We start from the raw sequence: 21,073 nt of genomic DNA, 5'->3' as shown, positions 1-21,073 counted from the left end.
CAGAGAGCGACTGCCGAAAGAGCGACCCTTGTGGTAACGTCCAAATTAAACTACTCGTCCTTCCAATTTAGTCGGTCCATTTGGTTGTAAGGCCAAGGTGCACCATTGTTTTCTATATTAGACATCATGTTATTTAACTCTGTTGGTGCAGCACTTTGTTCCATTACTAAATAACGACGCATTTCCATAATAATATTTAATGGGTCGATACTTACTGGACAGGCTTCTGTACATGCATTACAACTTGTACAAGCCCAAAGCTCTTCTGTTGTAATATAATCGCCTAATAATTGTTTTCCGTCATCTACAAAGGTACCTTTATTGATGTCTATAATTTTTCCGACTTCCTCCAGACGATCTCTGGTATCCATCATTATTTTACGTGGCGATAATTTTTTACCTGTTAAATTTGCTGGACACTCACTTGTACAGCGTCCACATTCTGTACATGTGTAGGCATTTAATAGGTTTACCCAAGTTAAATCTTGCACATCACTTGCTCCAAATTTTTCTGGTACTTCATCCTCTGCTCCTTCTGGTGCTGCTGCAAATGGATCTGCATTTGGATCCATCATTAATTTAACTTCTTTTGTTACTGCATCATTATTTGTAAACTGTCCTTTTGGTGTTAGCTTGCCATAATAAGTGTTTGGAAACGCTAATAATATGTGTAAATGCTTAGAAAAATATAAGTAGTTTAAGAATACTAAAATTCCAATAATATGTATCCACCAAGCTGCACGCTCTATAATATGTAATGTTGTGTCTGAAAAACCACTAAACCAAGGTGCAATATGTTGACTGATTATGTTTCCTGAATTGTAACCCTGAAACACAGTGTCTGTAGCATTCATGACTAAAAACAAAGTCATTAATACCATTTCAAAATATAAGATTAAGTTTCCATCTGATTTTGGCCAACCAGTCATCTCTGACTTAATGAAACGCTTAATTTTAATGACATTACGTCTAATCCAAAATACAATAACTGCTACAAGTACTAAAACCGCTAAGACCTCAAAACTACCTATTAAAAAACCATATAATGCTTCTGGTAAAAGTGTATGTCCTATCCTGTGTGTACCAAATAATCCGTCTATAATAATTTCTAAAACCTCTATGTTAATTATTACAAAACCTACATATACTACTATGTGTAAAAAACCTGATACTGGACGCTTTACCATTTTACTTTGCCCTAAGGCAATGTAAGCCATGTTTTTCCAACGTTGCTTTTTATTATCCGAGACGTCTACATCTTTACCTAGTTTAATGTTTCTTACTAGTTTCCTAACATTGTTTGCAAAATAACCAATCCCTAATATTAGAATTATGGCAAAAATTATATTTGGTAAGTACTCCATTTTATGGTTGAATTGTTGGTTTATTTTTTAATCTCATTACCATCTGCGTCATATTGTTTTGCTTTTTTTCCGAAAAGTGAAAAATGCACATAACGTTTAGGGTTTAATTTCATATCTTCTAAAAGCTGCTCCATTTGTAAGGCTGCTCCTTCTAGATTTGCATATAGTTTATCATCACTCATTAGTTTTCCTAAAGAGCCTTCTCCATTTTGCACATTAGCTAATAGACCATTTACATTGTCTAACGTTGCTTCAAGACTTGCAACTGTTTTTGTAAGATTTGCGTTTTTTAACTCTGATGACAAAACCGTTAAGTCATTACTTGCTTGTTTAAAGTTGTCTAATATTGTTGCAATATTGGCGTCATTTTTTTTAACAACATTATTTATTGAATAAGATAAATTTTTATAAGATTTTAAAGTCGAATTTAATTCTGCCAAAGTATTTTTTATTCCATTTTGAGAATTGTCTGTTACCAAGCTATTAAGACTTACTAATAAAGTATCTGCAGATTTTAAAGTAGAATCTAATTCTGTACTTATATTTGAAAAATTACCTGTTAATTTGTCAACTAGATTTGTCTCTACCTCAGACTTAATAAAATCTCCATTATTAGCGATATCATTATCTTTAGCAGAGATTATAGCTAAAGCATTTGCATCCATAAAACCAGGTTTATACAAACGTATAATACTGTTTTTTGAAAATTTAATATTATTATCTACAGAAAAAGCAACTCTAGTTTTTCCAGTTTCTATATCATAAACAATATCTGTTACTTTACCTATATTATTTCCTTTTATAGTAACTGAAGACGATTTTGATAATGCATTATAATCAAACTCTGTGTAATACGTGTTATTACTATCTAATATATTATTTCCTTTTAGATAACTAAATCCGAAAATGAAAAAAATTATTCCAAGAATAACTAATATGGCTGTTTTAACTTCTAGTGATAGTTTCAATATGCTAAATTTAAATTGCGTAACAAAATTAGAAATAAATTACAAAAGAATACTCTATTTATCTTCTGTTTTTAAGGCTTCGGACAGTTTAATTTGTTTTCCTTCTTTATAAGCTACAATATAAGCATCTTTATATCCTTTGTTTTTGGCTTGAATTTGTAGTTTTTGAGCTTTATTATAATCTGAAGTATAACCGTAATAGTATTTATATAGTTTACCAGATTTTTCTCTTGAAACTTCTTTAAGACCTTTAAAATTGTATGCTTTAGGTTCTAAAGCTTTAGAACTTGCAGCTATTTGTATTTTAAAAACCGTATTTTTTATGGTATTATCATCTGTAGATATTGTGTCTACTATGGTTTCTTCTACCACTAATTTACCTACGTTATCATCTAGTTTTTTCTTAAAAGTTAGAATAGCATTAGAAATAGATTTGGATAATTCTGATTGTCCTTTTTTTGAATTTAGGTACTTACCTTCCTTACTATTGGTAACAAAACCTGTTTCAATTAATACGCTAGGCATTACTGTTTGATGTAAAACAATAAATCCTGCTTGCTTTACACCTCTATTTTTACGTTTTAATTTATTTGTAAAATCTTTCTGAATTAAGCTTGCTAACTCTATACTTTGATCTAAAAACTCTTCTTGCATAAGGGATAAACCTATAAATGACTCTGGCGAATTTGGGTCGTAACCAGAATAATTTTCTTCGTGATTATCTTCCAAGAAAATAACTTCGTTTTCAGCTTTAGCAACATCAAAATTTGTTTTATTTCGGTGTAAACCTAAAACATAAGTTTCTGATCCGCTTGCTTGAGAGTTGTGTGCATTACAATGTATAGATACAAATAAATCTGCATTTGCATCGTTTGCAATTTTTCCTCTTTTAAATAAATCTACAAAAACATCTGTCTTTCTAGTATAAACGACTTTAATGTCATTATCTTTTTCTAAAATTTTACCTATACCTAAAACTACCTTTAGAGCTATATCTTTTTCGTTTAGACCAGTTTTTGTATGTTTTCCAGGATCTTTACCACCATGACCAGCATCTAAAACCACAATAAATTTATCATTGTCTGTTTGTGCATTAGCAGATTGGAAGCTGTTAAATGTTAATACTATTATAAAAGATACTATAAGTTTAAATATGTGCGTTTGCATAGATGTTATACCAATTTTAATTGCGTTTAGCTCGATTTATAAATTTTAACGAATATTAAATTATTCACAAAAAAATATATGTAGTTTTGTCAATTCAAAAACCAAGCCATACTTTTACAAAAATACATTTAAAAGCGTTGCGTACACACAGACTTAACATACTTTTTACTCTGAGTTTTACAGTGTTTATTAACACTTTTAGCTTTGCGCAAGGTGATATCCCAGAAAAAGGCACCAAATTGCCTGCTATTGAAGTTACTGAACAACCAGAAACAAAACTTATAGATACTACTACAGTAACTATAAATGACCTTGTACTAAACGAAAAAGCAAGTGACTCTACCAAAAATGACACTATAAAAACTAAGCCTTTATTAAGTAGTACAGTATCTTATAAAGCAAAAGATTATATGTCATATAAGAAAAAGGAGGCAAAAATGCACCTTTATAATGAAGCTGAAGTGCATTATGAAGATATGGATGTTACTGCTGGACATATTATTTTAGACTTTAATAAAGATTTAATTTATGCAAAAGGTATTGTAGACACTTCTGGAGTTTACATACAGCGTCCAGTATTTAAACAAGGACAAAACGTTATTGAACCAGACTCTATTGTTTTTAATACGCAGACAAAGCAAGGTTTAATTTATAATTCTGTAACAGAACAAAATGGAGGTACTTTAATAACAGAAACTACTAAAAAAGTTAACGATTCTGTTTATTATATTAAAAACTCAAAATTTACTACTTCAGAAAATTTAGACGATCCTGAATATTACTTTTTAATTAGGCAAGGTAAATTAGTACCTAATAGTAAAGTGGTTACAGGTTTAACCAATCTATTTATTTATGATGTACCAACTCCAATTGGCTTGCCATTTGCTTTTTTTCCATTAACAAAAAAACAAACCTCTGGTGTTATATTCCCTAGTTTTGGAGAGGATGGAAACCGTGGTTATTTTCTTCAAAATGGTGGGTATTATTTTGCAATTAGTGATAAGTTTGATCTTGCTCTTTTAGGAGATTATTATACAAATGGAAGTTATGGTTTGAGGATAGAAAACAAATATGCCGAACGCTATAAATATAGAGGTAACCTAGCTTTTAGGTATGAAAATTTAATTACTAGCGAGCGAGGTTTTCCAGATTATGCAAAATCGACAATTTATAATATTAGATGGTCACATCAGCAAGATGCAAAAGCTAATCCTAATGCAAGATTCTCTGCAAATGTAAATTTAGGTAGCCAAAATTATTACCAACAATCTATTAATCAAATAAATTTACCAAGTACACAAAACAATACTTTAGCGTCCTCTATAGCCTATTCAAAAACATTTCAAGGAGAACCTCAAGTCAATATCAATTTAACAGCATCTCACTCTCAAAACACACAATCAGGAAGTATAAGTATGACATTACCTACTTTACAAGGAAGTGTTGGACGTGTTTTTCCTTTTGCACCAAAAGTAGGTAGTAAAAAAGGTGTTATACAAAATATTAATTTGCAGTATAATCTTAATGCAAGAAATCAAATTACGACAACAGATGAGTTTTTCTTTAAAAGCGAAATGTTTGATGATGCACAAATTGGTGCACAACACAGTATTCCAATTTCTACAAATTTTAAGGTTTTTAAACACTTTAGCATCAGTGCTAGTGCTAATTATAATGAAGTTTGGGCATTAAAAACTGTAAACAAATATTATGACGCAGATGAAGAAGAAATAATAACTGAAGATGTTAATGGTTTTGATGCTTATCGTACCTATAATTTTTCTACAAGTCTTGGGACAACCATTTATGGTATGTTTAATTTTGATAAGAAAAAAGAAGGTAAAAAACTACAAGCCATTAGACATGTAATACGTCCCTCTATAAGCTACAACATTAATCCTGCATTTGATAATTACTATGATACTGTAGAAGTTATAGATGCTGATGGTACTACACAATCAGAATATACACGTTTTGAAGACAATTTGTTTGGATCACCAAACAATACTTTTTCTAGTTCTATAGGTATTGGTGTCTCTAATAACTTTGAAGCTAAAGTACGTGATCAAGACAGCACTAAAATAGAACCTAAAAAGATTATTTTACTTAATAACTTAAACTTTAGTACATCTTATAATGTTGCAGGAGACTCGTTAAACTGGAGTCCTGTTAGAGTAACTGGTGGTACACAGATTTTTAATAATAAGATGAATATTAATTTTGGTGCAACACTAGATCCATATGCTTTAGATAGCAATAACACCAGAATTGATACTTATAATATTGATAATGGTGGAAGTTTATTTAGATTAACTAGTGCTAATTTAACTATGGGTTATAGTTTTGATAGTAAAGGTACTGGTGGAAATGATTCCAGAAACGAAAATGAAAACTCTAGAAACGAACGTTTATTAAGTGGTGGACGTGATGATGACTTATTTGGTGTATCCCAAGATTTTGCTGATTCTAGATTTAATGATGATGATAAAGATAAAGAAGATGAAGAACCAGGAGAATTATATAATTATAAAATCCCTTGGAATTTCAGGCTAGCTTATGCTGTTAATTACTCTAATAGTCAAAGACAAGACGAAATATCATCACATTCTATAATGTTTTCTGGAGATATAGAATTGTCTCCAAAATGGTCCATTGGTGGATCATCAAGTTATGATTTTAAAAACAATGGTTTTGGATTAACACAACTACGTTTTCAGCGTGATTTGTTAAGTTGGCGTATGAATTTTACTTGGGTACCTTTTGGAACTTATAATCGTTGGAACTTCTTTATAGGAATTAAGTCAAGTATATTAAAAGATTTAAAATACGAACAACGTCGTAAAACAGATGAACAATTATAGTCCATTTAATTTTTTTAAATATTAATAAATGAAAAAAATAATAACAACTTCAAAAGCACCAGCTCCAATTGGTCCTTATAATCAAGCAGTATTAAGCGGGAACACTTTATATACATCAGGTCAAATAGCTTTACATCCAGAAACAGGAGAATTAGTTATGGATGATATTAAAACTGAAACTAAACAAGTCATGGAAAACATGAAAGCTGTTTTAGAAGCTGCAGATATGACTTTTGATAGCGTAATTAAAACATCTATTTTTATTAGCGACATGAATAATTTTGCGCAAATAAACGAAGTTTACGGAAGCTATTTTAATGATGAAACTGCTCCTGCTAGAGAAACTGTAGAGGTTGCAAACTTACCTAAGTTTGTAAATGTAGAAATTAGTATGATTGCTGTTAAATAATTATTAAACAGTTAACTTTTATGCTTTCTTAGTATGAAAAGCTACTAATCCTTCAATAGGACGTCTTTCAAAATTACCAACTTTAAAATCAAGTTCTTTAGCTACTGCTTTGATTTCATCTTGGCAGAAAAATGCAATTGATCCTGCAAAATGTACTGGAACAGTTTTAACTTCTTCTTTAAACTGTAATATCATATTTTTAGCAAATCGTCTAATTCCAGATTTAATAAGTTCTTGAATATATTTAGAGTCTTTATTTAATATCATAAATTCTGCAAACTGAGCCAAATAAGCGTTTGGGTTTGGTTGCTTATAAAGGTTGTACTTTATATAATCTGCTCCTAAATTATATTTATCAGCAAATGCTATTTTAATATCTTCAGGCATATGGTTAAAATAATAATCACGTAATAATTCTTTACCATAATAATTACCAGATGCATCATCCATAATAGTATACCCTAAAGAGTCTACACGTTGTTCCAATTTTTTACCATCAAAATAACTACAGTTTGATCCTGTACCCATAATGCAAACTACTGCAGCTTCTGTTGGATTATTTATTGTTGCATAGACTGCAGCCATAGTATCTTCGTCTACTAAAATGTCTGCATTTGGAAAAAATTCTTGTAATACAATTTTTAGCATTAATCGTGGGTTTTCTGTACCACAACCTGCTCCGTAGAAAAAAACGTTGGTTACTTTTTTTCTATTCTCCTTTAATTCTTTACTTTTTTTAAGTATTTTTTTTACTTTTTTTTCAGAAATTATTGCAGGATTTAATCCTTTTGTACGGATTTTTTCAAGTAACTGGTTTCCATTTTTATCTACTGCAATCCAATCGCATTTTGTAGAACCACTATCGACAACTAAAATCATATTATAAAATTTAATGTAATATAAAAAAAAGCACAGTAATATGTATTAAAAATTACATTTTACTGTGCTAAAATATGGGATAATATATTTGATTATAATCCGTTTATTTTCTGAGCTAAATCAACTAATTTATTAGAATATCCAAACTCGTTATCATACCATGATACTAATTTGAAAAATGTTGAATTTAATTCTATTGCAGAATCAGCATCAAATACACTAGTTTTTACTTCGCTTACAAAATCTTGAGATACAACAGCATCTTCTGTATATCCTAAAACACCATTCATAGATCCTTCAGAAGCTTTTTTCATAGCTGCTTTAATCTCTGCTAAAGATGTTGCTTTTTTAGTTTTAACTGTTAAATCTACTACAGACACATCTACAGTTGGCACTCTAAATGCCATACCAGTTAGTTTACCATCTAATTCTGGAATTACTTTTCCAACAGCTTTAGCTGCTCCAGTAGATGTTGGTATAATGTTATTAATTGCACTACGACCTAAACGGTAATTTTTACGTGAAGGAGCATCAACTGTAAACTGTGTTGATGTTGCTGCATGAATTGTTGTCATTAACGCTTCTTCAATCCCAAAGTTATCTTCAATAACTTTAGCTATTGGAGCTAAACAATTAGTTGTACATGATGCGTTTGATACAATAGTATTTGCTGCTGTTAATTTATCATCGTTTACACCCATTACAAACATTGGTGCATCTTTACTTGGTGCAGAAATGACAACTTTTTTTGCTCCTCCTTCAATATGGTAGTTTGCAGTTTCTAAAGTTGTGAAAATACCTGTACATTCTGCAACTACATCTGCTCCTGCTTCATCCCATTTTAAAACTTTTGGGTCTCTCTCTGCAGTAACACGTATTGTTTTTCCATCTACTACAAGGTTTCCGTCTTTAACTTCAATAGTTCCGTCAAATCTTCCATGAACAGAATCATACTGCAATAAATATGCTAAATGCTCTACATCTAACAAATCATTAATTGCAACAACATCTACGTCGTTACGTTTTACTGTCGCTCTAAATACGATACGACCAATTCTACCAAATCCGTTAATTCCTAATTTTAATGTTGACATATTTTAATTTTAGTTAATTCAATTTATATTATGTGGTCATGATATCTGACACACGTATTAATTCTTCGTTTATTTTAGATTTTCCTTTTACAGCTTGCTCTAAAGGGGTTAAACTTATTTTATCATTTAATAATCCAACCATATAGTTAGATTTATCTTCTAGTAAGCTTTCTACTGCTTTAACACCCATTCTACTTGCTAACACACGATCAAAACAAGATGGTGAGCCACCACGTTGCATATGACCTAATACAGAAACGCGTACTTCGTATTCTGTCATGTTCTGTTCTACATAATCTTTAAGTTCAAAAACATTTTTTCCTATTTTATCTCCTTCGGCTACTACAACAATACTAGACGATTTTCCTGATAATTTACTACGTCTTAAAGATTCTAATAATCGATCTAAGCCTAAGTCTTCTTCAGGAATTAAAATTTCTTCAGCTCCAGCTCCAACTCCAACATTTAATGCAATATGACCAACATCACGTCCCATAACTTCTACAAAAAACAATCTGTTGTGAGAACTTGCTGTGTCTCTAATTTTATCAATAACTTCTACAACAGTATTTAATGCTGTATCGTATCCTAAAGTATGAGAGGTTCCAAAAATATCATTATCAATGGTTCCTGGAATTCCTATAACTGGAAAATTAAATTCTTGATTAAAAATTAATGCTCCTGTAAACGTTCCATCTCCTCCTATTACTACTAAACCATCTATATTTGCTTCTTTTAAATTATCGTAAGCTTTTTGACGACCTTCTTTAGTACGAAACTCTTTAGAACGTGCAGATTTTAAAACTGTACCTCCTTTATTTATAAGTCCTTTTACATTACGTGCAGTTAATTCTTTAAAATCACCTTCTATCATTCCTTCATAACCACGATATATTCCAGCACATTCTATATTATAATATGCACAAGTTCTGGCTACAGAACGAATAGCTGCGTTCATCCCTGGAGAGTCTCCTCCAGAAGTCATAACTGCTATTTTTTTTATTTTTTTTGACATGTATTTTAACTTATTAAAGTAAAACTAATAAACAAATCTTAGATATTACTTTGGTTTAACTAATATTTTATGAGAAGTCAAAAACTAAAACGTTTTCGTTAATAACTTACTAAAAAACAGGTGTTTTAATTAAGAAAAAAGAGGGGTTTATTCTTTTTTGAAGGTCATATCATCTGGAAATGTAGAAGTATCTTCCTTATTTGGTTCAACCTCTTTTTGCTCTTCCGTTTCTTGATTTTCTTTATCCTTTTTAGGGTTGAATATTTTACGCAATAATTCTCCAAAAGTATCAAAGGATACGCTATATGAAATACCTACTCCTTGTGTATATCCAATTTCTTCTCCAAAGTTTCGGATACTGTTTTCTCTGTTAAAGACTTTTGCTGTAAGTGTACCATCTTCATTTAACAAAAGATCAACCTGAACATCTCCTGCAATAACAGAGTCTCCTAATCCGCCAACAGGTACACCAACCTTACCGTTAATTAGTACACGATCTGATATTTTGGTTTGTAATGTTAAACCAACACGATTATCTGTTTGATATTCTGGATTGTTTTGTCCAGCTTCAAAATTAACACCTACATTAAACTTACCATCACCACTTGATAATAAGTTATTAACTAGTCCATTAAGTCGTTCTGTTAATGTTCCAGTAAAGTTTACATCGTTAAGACCACTACTAAAAGCACCTGTCATAATTAAAAACAAAGCTTGGCTTTCTCTATCTTCTTTAGAATCTAACCTATAATCTAATTCTGATTTAATAGTTGAACTAGTTGTAGGAAATTGAAAACTATAATTTATATCTGGTCGTTCTAGCTTATCAGATAACTCTAAAGTTAACTCCACAGGAATACTTCTATTTATTGAATTATCTAATAAAGGCGAAGGATTTGCACGTGTAATATATTTTGCTTTTATATCTATTTGGGCATCTAAAGGATGACCATTCCAAGCTAAAGTACTAACATAAGGCTCTACTATAAAAGTCTTTTCTATAACGCCTCCATAAAGAAAATTGTAAACACCTTCATACACAACAAAATCACCATACATATCAAACTTGTTGTTGGTATTTATTTCTATTAATAAACCACCTACTCCTCTACCTTTAATGGTACTTCCTGATGTTTTATCAATTAAAATTTCAATTTCTGCGTCTTCAGTAACATCTAATTCAAAATTTAAATCTAACCCAGTTTCTAATGCTGTTTCTAGCACTATACCTTCTTGTTTTGCTTGTTTTTCTTCTGGACTTAAAAAATGAATAATTGAATTGTCACCAAAAGATTCGTTATCATTTAAAGGGATTTTAAAAACGGTTCCTTTTTTGGTTTCACCTATTACATTTATACTTAACTCTTCTGTACGGACCATAAATGGAAGCGGAACCACCAATAAACCCTGTACCATAATATAATGACTCTTCTGTTTCTTTAGTGTCCAAAACCAATAATCTTGGTGTCTCAAGGTTTAAGTTTAATTTCCATTTAGAAAAATTAGTATGGCTAATACTACCATCTAATACTCCTTTAGAACTATGTTTTGTATCTGTAATATTAATTTTATTGAAGAAAAACGTTTGATTACTTAAACTTATAGATGCATTATCTTGAAAAGCGTAATCTACATTTAAGTAAGGTACACCTAATCCTCCATTATCTATATTTAATTGACCATTAAATGCAGGTTTATTAAGATTACCAATCACTTTTGCAGATCCATAAACATCTCCTCTAATATCGCTTAAAACACCATCTAAAAATGGATTTAATGGTTTTAAATTAAATTTATTAAATACTAAATCTAAATTAATTGACGCATCCTTATTTGCTAAATTTACATTCCCTTTTGCAGAAAATGATTTGCTTATATCATCTTTAATTTTTGCATCAATAATATAGTTAGATAATGTTGCATTACCTGTTATTTTTGCATCAAATGACCCTAAATAAGTGTCATTAACCTTTAAATTATCTACCACTATTGAAGAGTTTGGAAGATAATTACCATTTTGCTGAAGGATATCTAAGTCTCCATTTATATTTCCCTCTAAAGCAAGATCATTGACATCAGGAATAATCTTATTTAAATCTACGTTTTTAAACTTAAGCTTTAAATCCTTATAAGTCGTATCCCTTATGACACCTGCTAATTCTATTTTTTCGTTGTTATGGTTTAATACTAAATCTTCTATATTGAAATTTTTAAAATCACGATCAAAAGTTATTTTATTAAATCTGTCTTTCTCTTCGTTTAAATACCATTTATTATTCTTAAAAGTAACGTCACTCTTTTTAAAACCAACTACGGATAGGTTTTCTTTATTAATAGTATGATAAAAACTTAGGTTATAATTATCATCATTACGCTTACCACCTTTAAATTCCGATCGCATAAATAGCGTGTCATTAAGTGTTACGTTAATTAAATTAAATTTTGACATACTATAGTGTCTTGCATAAACACTGTCAATCTCTACATAAGTATTAAATAGCGGGTTGTTATTATCTACTTGTACTTCTATAGTATTTGCAAAATAATCCAACAACTTTATTTTTGGCGATTTAAACGTTAGTTTAAAAGCCTTTTCATCAGTTTCTACTCGTCCTTTTATATATGTGTTTGCTCCAACTTCTACCTCTGGAAAAAACACTTCTACTATTTTATTATAGATTTTAAAATTAAAATCTATGTATTGATTTCCTTCAATTTGATTTGGGACATAATTTGCATAAATACTTTTTAAAGAGTTTTCAAAAAGTAATTCTAAATCGTTAAATTTAAATACACCTTTTAATTGACCTTTAATTATTTCTGGAGAGTTTACTTTAATAACTCTTTCGTTTTTTGAAAATTCTGAACTAACAACAAAGTCTTTAAAGGTGTAAGTGTCGTTTTCGTTTTTATAAACTGTATTTTTAAAATTTATACTACCTACAGCATCATCAAAGTTGGTTGCATTCATTTTAATATCTACAATACCTGTAAATTCTGATTGCGCATCTCTATTATAAAAATTTAGTGTTTTTAAATTTGCATAATCTACTTTAGCTACAAAATCAAAAGTGCTTACATCCTTTGATAGGTCTGCTAAACCATCAAAATTTAATTTTAAATTTTTATCTTTTGAAACAAGTTTTCCGTTAAATTTTCTTTGTTTATACTGACCATTAACAACTATGTTTTGGTAGTTGTAATTGTTATAATTAATATTATAAACATCTCCTTTTAATTGTGTTTCTAGGTTTTCTTTTTTAAAACCAACACCATCAACGTCAACATTAAAAGAGGTGGTTCCTAATTTAGGATCGTCTAACATTACACCTAAATCAAATTCGTCTAAAATAATATTTCCTTTATAAGACGCATAATCAATATTGTCAACATTAGACATTTCTAGATTAGAGTTTACGTAACCTAATTCTGTATTAATTTCAAGATCTGCCTTAATTTTTGAAGTAGTTATGTATGAGGTTCCTTTTGCTTTAAAATTACCCAACTTATCAAATATTGAAGGTATAGATTGCCCTAAAACATTTGGCAATAATGCTTTAAGGTCTTTATAATTAGTGGATAGATTATCAAAACGTCCTTGCATTGCAAAGTTGTCATCTTCGCTATTAAATAAGTTTTTAAAATTTATTGTACCATAAATTTTGGTGTTTCGGCTGGTTTCTAACTTTAAGTTTTCTGTTGTTAAATCATTTAAAGTTCCAGATAGTTTTGTGCTAAAACTAGCTCGTTGGTTTTTACCAAATTCGTTGTAAAACGTATTTAATTCGTCTAACAAAATATTACCTTCAGTAAAATTAGCTTCTACATTTACTTTATTTTCAAAATCTTTAAAATCTTCTCTGTTATAATTAAAACTTAAATCTCCTTTTAGGTTAGATTGCGCAGTTTTTAGGTTTAGATCATCAAAACGCATTTCTGATAAAGTATAAGAAAAATTAGAAGACATGTTTTCTAATTTTAAACCACGACTATCCACAAATTGCATAGTATTTATACGTGATCTTACATTACTACCATCGATAACAAAATTGGTTCCGTTTAAGTTTATTTTATCAAACTGAAGTATTTTAGGAGTCACTTTATTGTGATCTATCAATCTAAAAGTTCCGTTATTAATAGTAATATCACTAGATGATAATAAAAAATCGCTTTTAGATTTTCTAGGGTTTTCATCTTCAAATCTATCGACAAAAACATCTAAATTAGTATCAGTTTCGCCTTTATAAGTTACAATATTAAAATCTAGATTATTTAAATTTATATCTCCAAAATTAAACTTGTTATTGTAAAGGTTTTTAAAACTAATTATTGAAGTGTTTAGCTCTGATGCACTTATAAGTGTGTCTTTTTTATAATCTCTAATTAAAACCCCTTTAATAGCAACATCACCATTAAATTGCAATCCGACTTTTTCTATATTAATATCTGTATTATACTCTTCGTTTAACCAATTTGTAGCAGATTTACCTAATCTAGTCTGAACTGCAGGAATAGATAGCACCAACACCAAAATGATGAATAACAATAGCAAGATTGCTATCAATTTGGCTACTATTTTAAGGACTTTTTTGATACTGCTTTTAAAGTTAAAAAATTATCTAGAATAACTTACTTTTGTAAATACAAAAACAAATGTAATTTAGTTGTTGGTTATTACACCAAAATTAACAATTATTATGCCTAAAAATAACTAATGCCTGAACAAAATATTTATATACTAGGAATAGAAAGCTCTTGCGACGATACAGCAGCTTCTGTAATCCATAACGGAAAAATATTAAGCAATGTTATTGCTAGCCAAAAAATACATGAAGAATATGGTGGTGTTGTACCAGAATTAGCCTCTCGTGCACATCAGCAAAACATTGTTCCTGTTGTAGATCAAGCCTTAAAAAAAGCAGGAATAACAAAAGAAGATTTAAGTGCTATTGCCTTTACAAAAGGTCCTGGTTTAATGGGAAGTTTATTAGTTGGTACATCCTTTGCAAAATCTTTAGCTTTTGGTTTAAACATTCCGCTAATAGATGTTAACCATATGCAAGCGCATATTTTAGCTCATTTTATAGACGAGGATGGTTTTGACAAACCTCCTTTTCCATTTATTGCAATGACTATTTCTGGAGGTCATACACAAATTATTAAAGTCCAACATTACTTTGATATGGAAGTAATTGGAGAGACTATTGATGATGCAGTAGGCGAAGCTTTTGATAAAAGCGGAAAGCTTTTAGGTTTAGGTTATCCTGCTGGACCACAAATAGATAAATTAGCTAAATTAGGTAACCCAAAAGCATTTGCTTTTACTAAACCTAGAGTAGATGGTTTAAACTTTAGTTTTTCTGGTTTTAAAACTGCAGTATTATATTTTGTGCAAAAAGCTGTAAAAGAGAACCCTAATTTTATTGAAGAAAACTTAAATGATATTTGTGCTTCCATCCAATATACCATCATTGGTATTTTAACAGATAAACTTAAAATGGCTGTTAAACAAACTGGTATTAAACATATTGCAATTGGTGGTGGTGTATCTGCAAATTCTGGAATTAGACAGGCTTTAAAAGTTGGCGAAGCAAAACACGGTTGGACAACCTACGTACCTAAATTTGAATTTACTACAGATAATGCTGCAATGATTGCTATTGTTGGTTATTTAAAATTTTTAGAAGGTGATTTTGCAGAGCAAAATGTAATGGCTAATTCTAGGTTGAAGATTTGATTTTGCACAATGTTAAAACACTTGTTAATAACCTTATAAAATATCGTGATTCTAACGTCTATTTTTTGTTTTTTTGCTGAAAGAATTAATTTTACAAAATGAAAAACCTACTTACACTTACTTTTTGCATATTTGCTTTTACACTAACAGCTCAAAACTCTGTAAAAAAACAATTAGACACCATAAATACTGTAGAACAAGCTGAAAAATTTTTAGAAACTAAAAAGTCTAAAAAAAATAAAATTTTAATCTTCAATGAAGAAAAACATAAAACTAAACTAGCAACTGCTTTATTAAAAGCTGGAGTAGGTAGCACAAAAACAGTTAAAACAGAATTTAATACCACACATTATAAAATAGTGTCTAAAACTAATGAAAGACATTATAGATTTAGCTATGTTTTTTTTGATGGAAATACATTAGAAGCTTCAAAAATTGTAGATTATAAAAATCAGATTTTACAATCTTATGAAGATGGTATAAGATTTGACGACTTAGCTAAGCGTTATTCAATGGACAAAAATGCAAAACGTGGAGGCGATTCTGGTTGGCTTAAAGAAGGGACAATGCCTACAGAAGTTGAAGAACAAGCATTTAGCTTAGAAAATAAATTAAACACTATTTATACAGTTAGAGTGCCAGAAACAAATTCTTTTTACATTATTTTAAAAACTGAAAGAATTAAAAAAATTAAAGAAATTAAAGTCCTAAAAGTAATAGACAAAAAATAATGCAACTTTTTTACAATCCAGATATAGACGTTAATACCAAGCATTTTTCTTTTCCAAAAGAAGAAAGCAGACATATTATTAAAGTCCTTAGAAAACAGATTGGAGACATATTGCATATTACTAATGGAAAAGGTTATTTATTTGAAGCAGAAATATCTATTTCTGACCAAAAAAAATGCGTCGCAAGTATCTTAAATCATACATTCAAACAACCTAGTACATACAAATTACACCTAGCAGTTGCACCAACAAAAATGAATGATAGATACGAGTGGTTCATAGAAAAAGCAACCGAAATTGGCATAACTAGTATAACACCAATTATTTGCGATCATTCTGAAAGAAAAATAATAAAACAAGAGCGTTTTGAAAAGATTTTGCAATCTGCAATGAAGCAATCTTTACACTACTACTACCCTGTTTTAAACCAACCCATTGCTTTTAAAGACTATATAAAGCAAGACTTTTCTGGACAGCTATTTATTGCACATTGTGAAGAGACTGATAAAAAATCATTAAAATCTCAATTAACAACAAAAAACGAAGTGACTGTTTTAATCGGACCAGAAGGCGATTTTTCTGTTAAAGAAATAGAAATGGCTATACAGAATAAATTTATTCCTGTAACTTTGGGAAACACACGATTACGTACAGAAACTGCTGCAATTGTAGCTTGTCATAGTGTCGCTTTTGTAAATGAATAATTATGAAAAAAGTAATTCTGCTTTTCACATTTATCTTTTCTATTGTCACAGTTAGTGGACAAGATTTGGCTATTTTAAAATACAAAGGTGGTGGAGATTGGTATAGCAACCCAACAGCATTACCAAATTTGATAAAATTTTGTAACGAAAACATAGATACAGAAATGAACGAAAAACCAGAAACTGTAGAAGCTGGTAGTATTGATGTGTTTAGATTTCCATTATTACATATGACAGGTCATGGAAATGTAGTTTTTGATGATGATGAAGCAGAAAACCTAAGAAGTTATCTTGAGTCTGGTGGTTTTTTGCATATTGATGACAATTATGGAATGCAACCTTATGTTACAAAAGCATTAAAAAAAATATTTCCAAATCAAGAATTAGAAGAATTACCTAGTACACATCCTATTTTTAGTACTGCATATCAATTTAAAGACGGTTTACCAAAAATACATGAGCATGATGGTAAACGTCCTCAAGCTTTTGGATTATATCATAAAGAGCGTTTAGTAGTTTTATTTACTGTAGAAAGCGATTTAGGAGATGGTTGGGAAGATCAGGAAGTACACAGTGATCCAGAAGACATACGTCTTAAAGCTTTAAAAATGGGAGCAAATATTGTTAAATACGCTTTTGAAAACTAAATGATAATGAAACAATTTAGTTTAAAAATTAAAATTTTAGCATTTGTACTAGCTATAGCTTTTACATTTCAATCATTGTATTCAATTAATTCTCACACGTATTCTACTGGATTTGAAAACTTTCATGAAGATTGTGATTTTTCATGTTTTCCAAGTAACAACTTGTCACATTTTAGTTATGATTGTGGACAATCATTTCATATTTATTAATACTATTTAATTTGCAATTAACCCATTACACAAGCAATTTTGAGCGCAAAAAATTTCCTATAACTGTTATTGCAGAAAACGTTACAAACGCACCTAATATTGGTAGTTTATTTAGGACCTGTGATGCGTTTGGAGTAGAAAAATTAGTGTTTTGTGGTACAGATATTCCTTTAGATCGTAAAATGACCAAAACCTCTCGTGCTACTGAAAAAGTAGTTAATTATAAGGTAGTAGATTCGGCAATATCAACTGTAACTAAACTAAAAAATGAAGGGTATTCAGTTATTTCTTTAGAAATCACCAATGACAGTCAAGCATTAAGCACTTTCAGTTTTAAAAATAATAAACCTGTTGCATTAATAATAGGAGATGAAAATTTTGGAGTGTCACCAGAAATTTTAAAATTAAGTGATGCTACTATTCATATTAATATGTTTGGACAAAATAGTAGCATGAATGTTGTGCAAGCAACTAGTGTAGCACTTTATGAAATTACTAAGCAGTTATCGATAAAATAAAATTCAAAATTTTATATTTACAATATGACATCAAAAACTATAGCAAACGGAATCTTAAAAGCAGTAGCTGCATTGGTAGGTATTATCATATTATTGTGGTTTTTATATAAGATTCAATCAGTTATCGTGTATTTAGTAATAGCTAGTGTAGTTTCCTTGCTTGGACGTCCATTGGTCATCTTTTTAAAACGAAAACTTAAGTTTAGAGACACCTTAGCTGTAGTAGTTACGATGTTTTTATTTTTGCTAATTATCTTTGGTATTATCAGTCTTTTTATACCTCTAATATTAGAACAAGGTCAAAATTTATCACTTTTAGATATAGATTTATTACAACAAAATGTAGAAAATTTATATAAAGAAACAATTAGTCATTTTGGACTAGATAAAGATCAAGTAGAACAATCGTTTAAAAATTCAAAATTGATGTCAAAAATCAATTTTGAAGCCATTCCAGAATTTTTAAACGCAGTAGTAAGTGGTTTTGGAAGTTTTAGTATTGGTTTATTTTCAGTGTTATTTATTTCATTTTTCTTCTTAAAAGACAGTAAACTTTTTACTAATAGTATTTTAGCATTAGCTCCTAGTTCTCAAGACAATCGTCTTAAAAAATCATTTAGTAAAATTAAAGATTTATTATCAAGATATTTTGGAGGATTACTATTACAACTACTAATATTATTTGTTATTTATACTATTGTTTTATTAATTTTTGGGATAGAAAACGCAGTAATTATAGCAACACTTTGTGCGCTATTAAATATTATACCTTATGTTGGACCTATAATAAGTGGATTTTTATTAATATTATTAAGTATGTCAAGTAATTTAGGTCAAAGTTTTAGCGATGTAATTTTACCTAAAACAATCTATGTTATGATTGGTTTTGTAATTGCTCAGTTAATAGACAATTTTTTTAGTCAACCATTTATATTTTCTAAAAGTGTAAAATCACACCCTTTAGAAATCTTTTTAATCATTATTATTGCTGGATTACTTTTTGGTATAGTTGGTATGATTGTAGCAATTCCTGCTTATACAGCTTTAAAAGTAATAGCCAAAGAGTTTTTATCAGAATATCGAATCGTAAATAAACTTACAAAAGGTTTAGATGATTAACTTTAATAAAACTGTTTTAAATGTTGAAATTCAAGATTTTATAAATGACAATATAAATTTTGATGTATCTAAATTAGCGTTAAAGGGTATACCGTTTTCAGATGAATTAAAACGTGATATCATAACACAAATTGAAACAAAACAACGATGTATAAAAAAACTTCCTACTTGGTTTAACACTAAAGAAATATACTACCCAACAAAATTAAATATAGAACAAACTTCTTCAGAAGTTACTGCTAAGTATAAAGCATCTTTAGTCTCTGGTGATAATTTAATTGATATAACAGGAGGATTTGGTGTTGATAGCTTTTATTTTTCAAAAAAAATAAAGCAAGTAAAACACTCAGAACTTGATAGTAATTTATCAAAAATAGCAAAGCATAACGCTAAGCTTTTAAAGACCAATAATATTGAGTTTTATCCTGAAGATGGAATTAAAGTGTTACAAAAAACAAATGTTTTTTTTGATTGGATATATATAGATCCATCAAGAAGAGATGATATCAAAGGAAAAGTATTCTTGTTAAAAGATTGTCTTCCAAATGTCACAAGTTTATTAGATATATTCTTTGAAAAATCAAAAAACATTTTAGTTAAAACTTCACCTTTAATAGACTTAAAATCTGGAATTAATGAATTACAAAATGTAAAAAGCATTCATTGTATAGCAGTAAACAATGAAGTAAAAGAGCTTCTATGGGTTTTAAAATCAGGATTTGAAGGTGAAATAGAAGTAAAAACTATTAATTTCAAAAATGAAACTCAACAAATTTTTGATTTTTACTTAAATAAAGAAAAAAATAAAGAAACAGAATATAGTTTACCACTAACCTATCTCTTTGAGCCTAATGCAGCAATTCTTAAATCTGGAGCATTTAATAGTATTGCTTATAATCTAAACGTACCGAAACTTAATAAACATACACATCTATATACAAGTGATGCAGTTATAGATTTTCCTGGAAGAAAATTTAAAATCGAAAAAATCATTCCATATAGTAAGAAAGATTACAATAAAACAATAGCATTAAAACAAGCTAATGTTACAACACGTAATTTCACAGAGTCCGTTGCACAAATTAGAAATAAATTTAAAATTAAAGATGGTGGTAAAAACTATTTGTTTTTTACCACCAATCTTAAAAATTCTAAAATTATAATTTTGTGTTCTAAAATTTAATTTAACTCCTGTATTGTTGGAGTGTCAATTGTATTAGAAGAATTTACAATAATTTCAACTTCTGAACATGTAGCCATATTTAATAATAATTTACTATCAGAAATTCCAGTAGTATTACTCTCAACACTAAAAGTTGTTTCACCATCAACAAAAGACAACCATGCAGATTCTGCTCCTGGTGCTATATTATTTTCTTCAATTAAAGTACCACTTGAATCAACAATTTTAAATGTATAAGATACAGTACCATTGTTTACAAGTTTAGATTGAGGATCTTGATTACTACAAGCTTGCGTTGTAGCTGCTGCGCTGTTATTTATTGATTTTTCGTTAGTAGAAGTAAAATCTTCAATAGGTTCTACAGTACAACTAGAAGCAATAAAAATTAGACATAAAAATGCCGATAATTTAAGTAGGTTATTCATCTTTTTTTTTATTTAACACTTGTTATCAAGCGATTTGGGACC

General features: G+C 29.4%; 19 protein-coding genes. 10 read left to right on the top strand and 9 right to left on the bottom strand.

Translation table 11 applies throughout. The features are described from left to right. Window positions 1-50: 50 nt before the first annotated feature. Genes SJY17_RS11435 through SJY17_RS11425 form a run of 3 tightly spaced genes read right to left on the bottom strand, consistent with a single transcriptional unit; the run spans window position 51 to window position 3,499 of the window. A complete protein-coding gene (locus tag SJY17_RS11435) occupies window positions 51-1,364 on the bottom strand; it encodes a 4Fe-4S dicluster domain-containing protein (protein WP_397362688.1) in 1,314 nt (437 codons plus the stop codon). A gap of 20 nt (window positions 1,365-1,384) precedes the next feature. Continuing rightward, entirely contained in the window at window positions 1,385-2,332 is a 948-nt protein-coding gene (locus tag SJY17_RS11430; RefSeq protein ID WP_397362687.1) for an MlaD family protein, read from the bottom strand. Window positions 2,333-2,386: 54 nt separating this feature from the next. Continuing rightward, window positions 2,387-3,499: an N-acetylmuramoyl-L-alanine amidase gene (locus tag SJY17_RS11425; protein ID WP_397362686.1), complete on the bottom strand. Its 1,113-nt coding sequence runs from the start codon at window positions 3,497-3,499 to the stop codon at window positions 2,387-2,389. Window positions 3,500-3,585: 86 nt separating this feature from the next. Between SJY17_RS11425 and SJY17_RS11420 the strand changes: the two genes are divergently transcribed. Together SJY17_RS11420 and SJY17_RS11415 are read left to right on the top strand one after the other, a co-directional pair. After that, window positions 3,586-6,360, top strand: coding sequence for a putative LPS assembly protein LptD (locus tag SJY17_RS11420; protein WP_397362685.1), 2,775 nt, complete (start codon window positions 3,586-3,588; stop codon window positions 6,358-6,360). Window positions 6,361-6,388: 28 nt separating this feature from the next. Beyond that, complete coding sequence (locus tag SJY17_RS11415; RefSeq protein WP_397362684.1) at window positions 6,389-6,769, top strand: RidA family protein; 381 nt, start codon at window positions 6,389-6,391, stop codon at window positions 6,767-6,769. An 18-nt stretch (window positions 6,770-6,787) separates the two neighbouring features. Here the strand turns inward: SJY17_RS11415 and SJY17_RS11410 are convergent, their stop codons facing one another. From SJY17_RS11410 to SJY17_RS11390, 5 genes are all read right to left on the bottom strand, one after another. After that, window positions 6,788-7,648, bottom strand: a complete 861-nt coding sequence (locus tag SJY17_RS11410; protein ID WP_397362683.1) for a BadF/BadG/BcrA/BcrD ATPase family protein — start codon at window positions 7,646-7,648, stop codon at window positions 6,788-6,790. Between the two features lie 92 nt (window positions 7,649-7,740). Further along, a complete protein-coding gene (gene gap / locus SJY17_RS11405) occupies window positions 7,741-8,742 on the bottom strand; it encodes a type I glyceraldehyde-3-phosphate dehydrogenase (RefSeq protein WP_397362682.1) in 1,002 nt (333 codons plus the stop codon). Between the two features lie 28 nt (window positions 8,743-8,770). Then, entirely contained in the window at window positions 8,771-9,757 is a 987-nt protein-coding gene (pfkA, locus tag SJY17_RS11400; protein ID WP_397362681.1) for a 6-phosphofructokinase, read from the bottom strand. A 147-nt stretch (window positions 9,758-9,904) separates the two neighbouring features. After that, window positions 9,905-11,173, bottom strand: coding sequence for a translocation/assembly module TamB domain-containing protein (locus tag SJY17_RS11395; RefSeq protein WP_397362680.1), 1,269 nt, complete (start codon window positions 11,171-11,173; stop codon window positions 9,905-9,907). Then, on the bottom strand, window positions 11,097-14,309 hold the full coding sequence (locus SJY17_RS11390; RefSeq protein ID WP_397362679.1) for a translocation/assembly module TamB: 3,213 nt from the start codon (window positions 14,307-14,309) through the stop codon (window positions 11,097-11,099). The genes SJY17_RS11395 and SJY17_RS11390 overlap by 77 nt, the downstream gene beginning before the upstream one ends. A 162-nt stretch (window positions 14,310-14,471) precedes the next feature. On the opposite strand from SJY17_RS11390, the gene tsaD reads away from it, so the two are divergent. From tsaD to SJY17_RS11350, 8 genes are all read left to right on the top strand, one after another. Continuing rightward, the gene (tsaD, locus tag SJY17_RS11385) at window positions 14,472-15,494 is read left to right on the top strand and encodes a tRNA (adenosine(37)-N6)-threonylcarbamoyltransferase complex transferase subunit TsaD (RefSeq protein WP_397362678.1); all 1,023 of its coding nucleotides are present in this window, start codon (window positions 14,472-14,474) and stop codon (window positions 15,492-15,494) included. 98 nt (window positions 15,495-15,592) lie between these two features. Next, window positions 15,593-16,225 (top strand): peptidylprolyl isomerase, encoded by a 633-nt coding sequence (locus SJY17_RS11380; RefSeq protein ID WP_397362677.1) that lies wholly within the window; start codon window positions 15,593-15,595, stop codon window positions 16,223-16,225. Continuing rightward, the gene (locus tag SJY17_RS11375; protein WP_397362676.1) at window positions 16,225-16,929 is read left to right on the top strand and encodes a 16S rRNA (uracil(1498)-N(3))-methyltransferase; all 705 of its coding nucleotides are present in this window, start codon (window positions 16,225-16,227) and stop codon (window positions 16,927-16,929) included. Before SJY17_RS11380 ends, SJY17_RS11375 begins: the two co-directional genes overlap by 1 nt. A gap of 2 nt (window positions 16,930-16,931) precedes the next feature. Further along, entirely contained in the window at window positions 16,932-17,576 is a 645-nt protein-coding gene (locus SJY17_RS11370; RefSeq protein ID WP_397362675.1) for a DUF4159 domain-containing protein, read from the top strand. 6 nt (window positions 17,577-17,582) lie between these two features. Continuing rightward, on the top strand, window positions 17,583-17,786 hold the full coding sequence (locus tag SJY17_RS11365; protein ID WP_397362674.1) for a hypothetical protein: 204 nt from the start codon (window positions 17,583-17,585) through the stop codon (window positions 17,784-17,786). An 11-nt stretch (window positions 17,787-17,797) separates the two neighbouring features. Continuing rightward, on the top strand, window positions 17,798-18,304 hold the full coding sequence (locus tag SJY17_RS11360) for a TrmH family RNA methyltransferase (RefSeq protein ID WP_397362673.1): 507 nt from the start codon (window positions 17,798-17,800) through the stop codon (window positions 18,302-18,304). A gap of 24 nt (window positions 18,305-18,328) precedes the next feature. Beyond that, window positions 18,329-19,423, top strand: a complete 1,095-nt coding sequence (locus SJY17_RS11355; protein ID WP_397362672.1) for an AI-2E family transporter — start codon at window positions 18,329-18,331, stop codon at window positions 19,421-19,423. Further along, window positions 19,416-20,606: a class I SAM-dependent methyltransferase gene (locus SJY17_RS11350; RefSeq protein ID WP_397362671.1), complete on the top strand. Its 1,191-nt coding sequence runs from the start codon at window positions 19,416-19,418 to the stop codon at window positions 20,604-20,606. Before SJY17_RS11355 ends, SJY17_RS11350 begins: the two co-directional genes overlap by 8 nt. On the opposite strand, the gene SJY17_RS11345 is transcribed toward SJY17_RS11350, so the two are convergent. Then, window positions 20,603-21,031 (bottom strand): hypothetical protein, encoded by a 429-nt coding sequence (locus SJY17_RS11345; RefSeq protein WP_397362670.1) that lies wholly within the window; start codon window positions 21,029-21,031, stop codon window positions 20,603-20,605. The genes SJY17_RS11350 and SJY17_RS11345 overlap by 4 nt on opposite strands. Between the last annotated feature and the right edge of the window lie 42 nt (window positions 21,032-21,073).

The sequence above is a fragment of the Olleya sp. R77988 genome (genome assembly GCF_044594215.1).
Lineage (GTDB): Bacteria > Bacteroidota > Bacteroidia > Flavobacteriales > Flavobacteriaceae > Olleya.
Note: the sequence above shows the minus strand (reverse complement) of the source record. Positions and strands in the feature narration are given on the sequence as shown.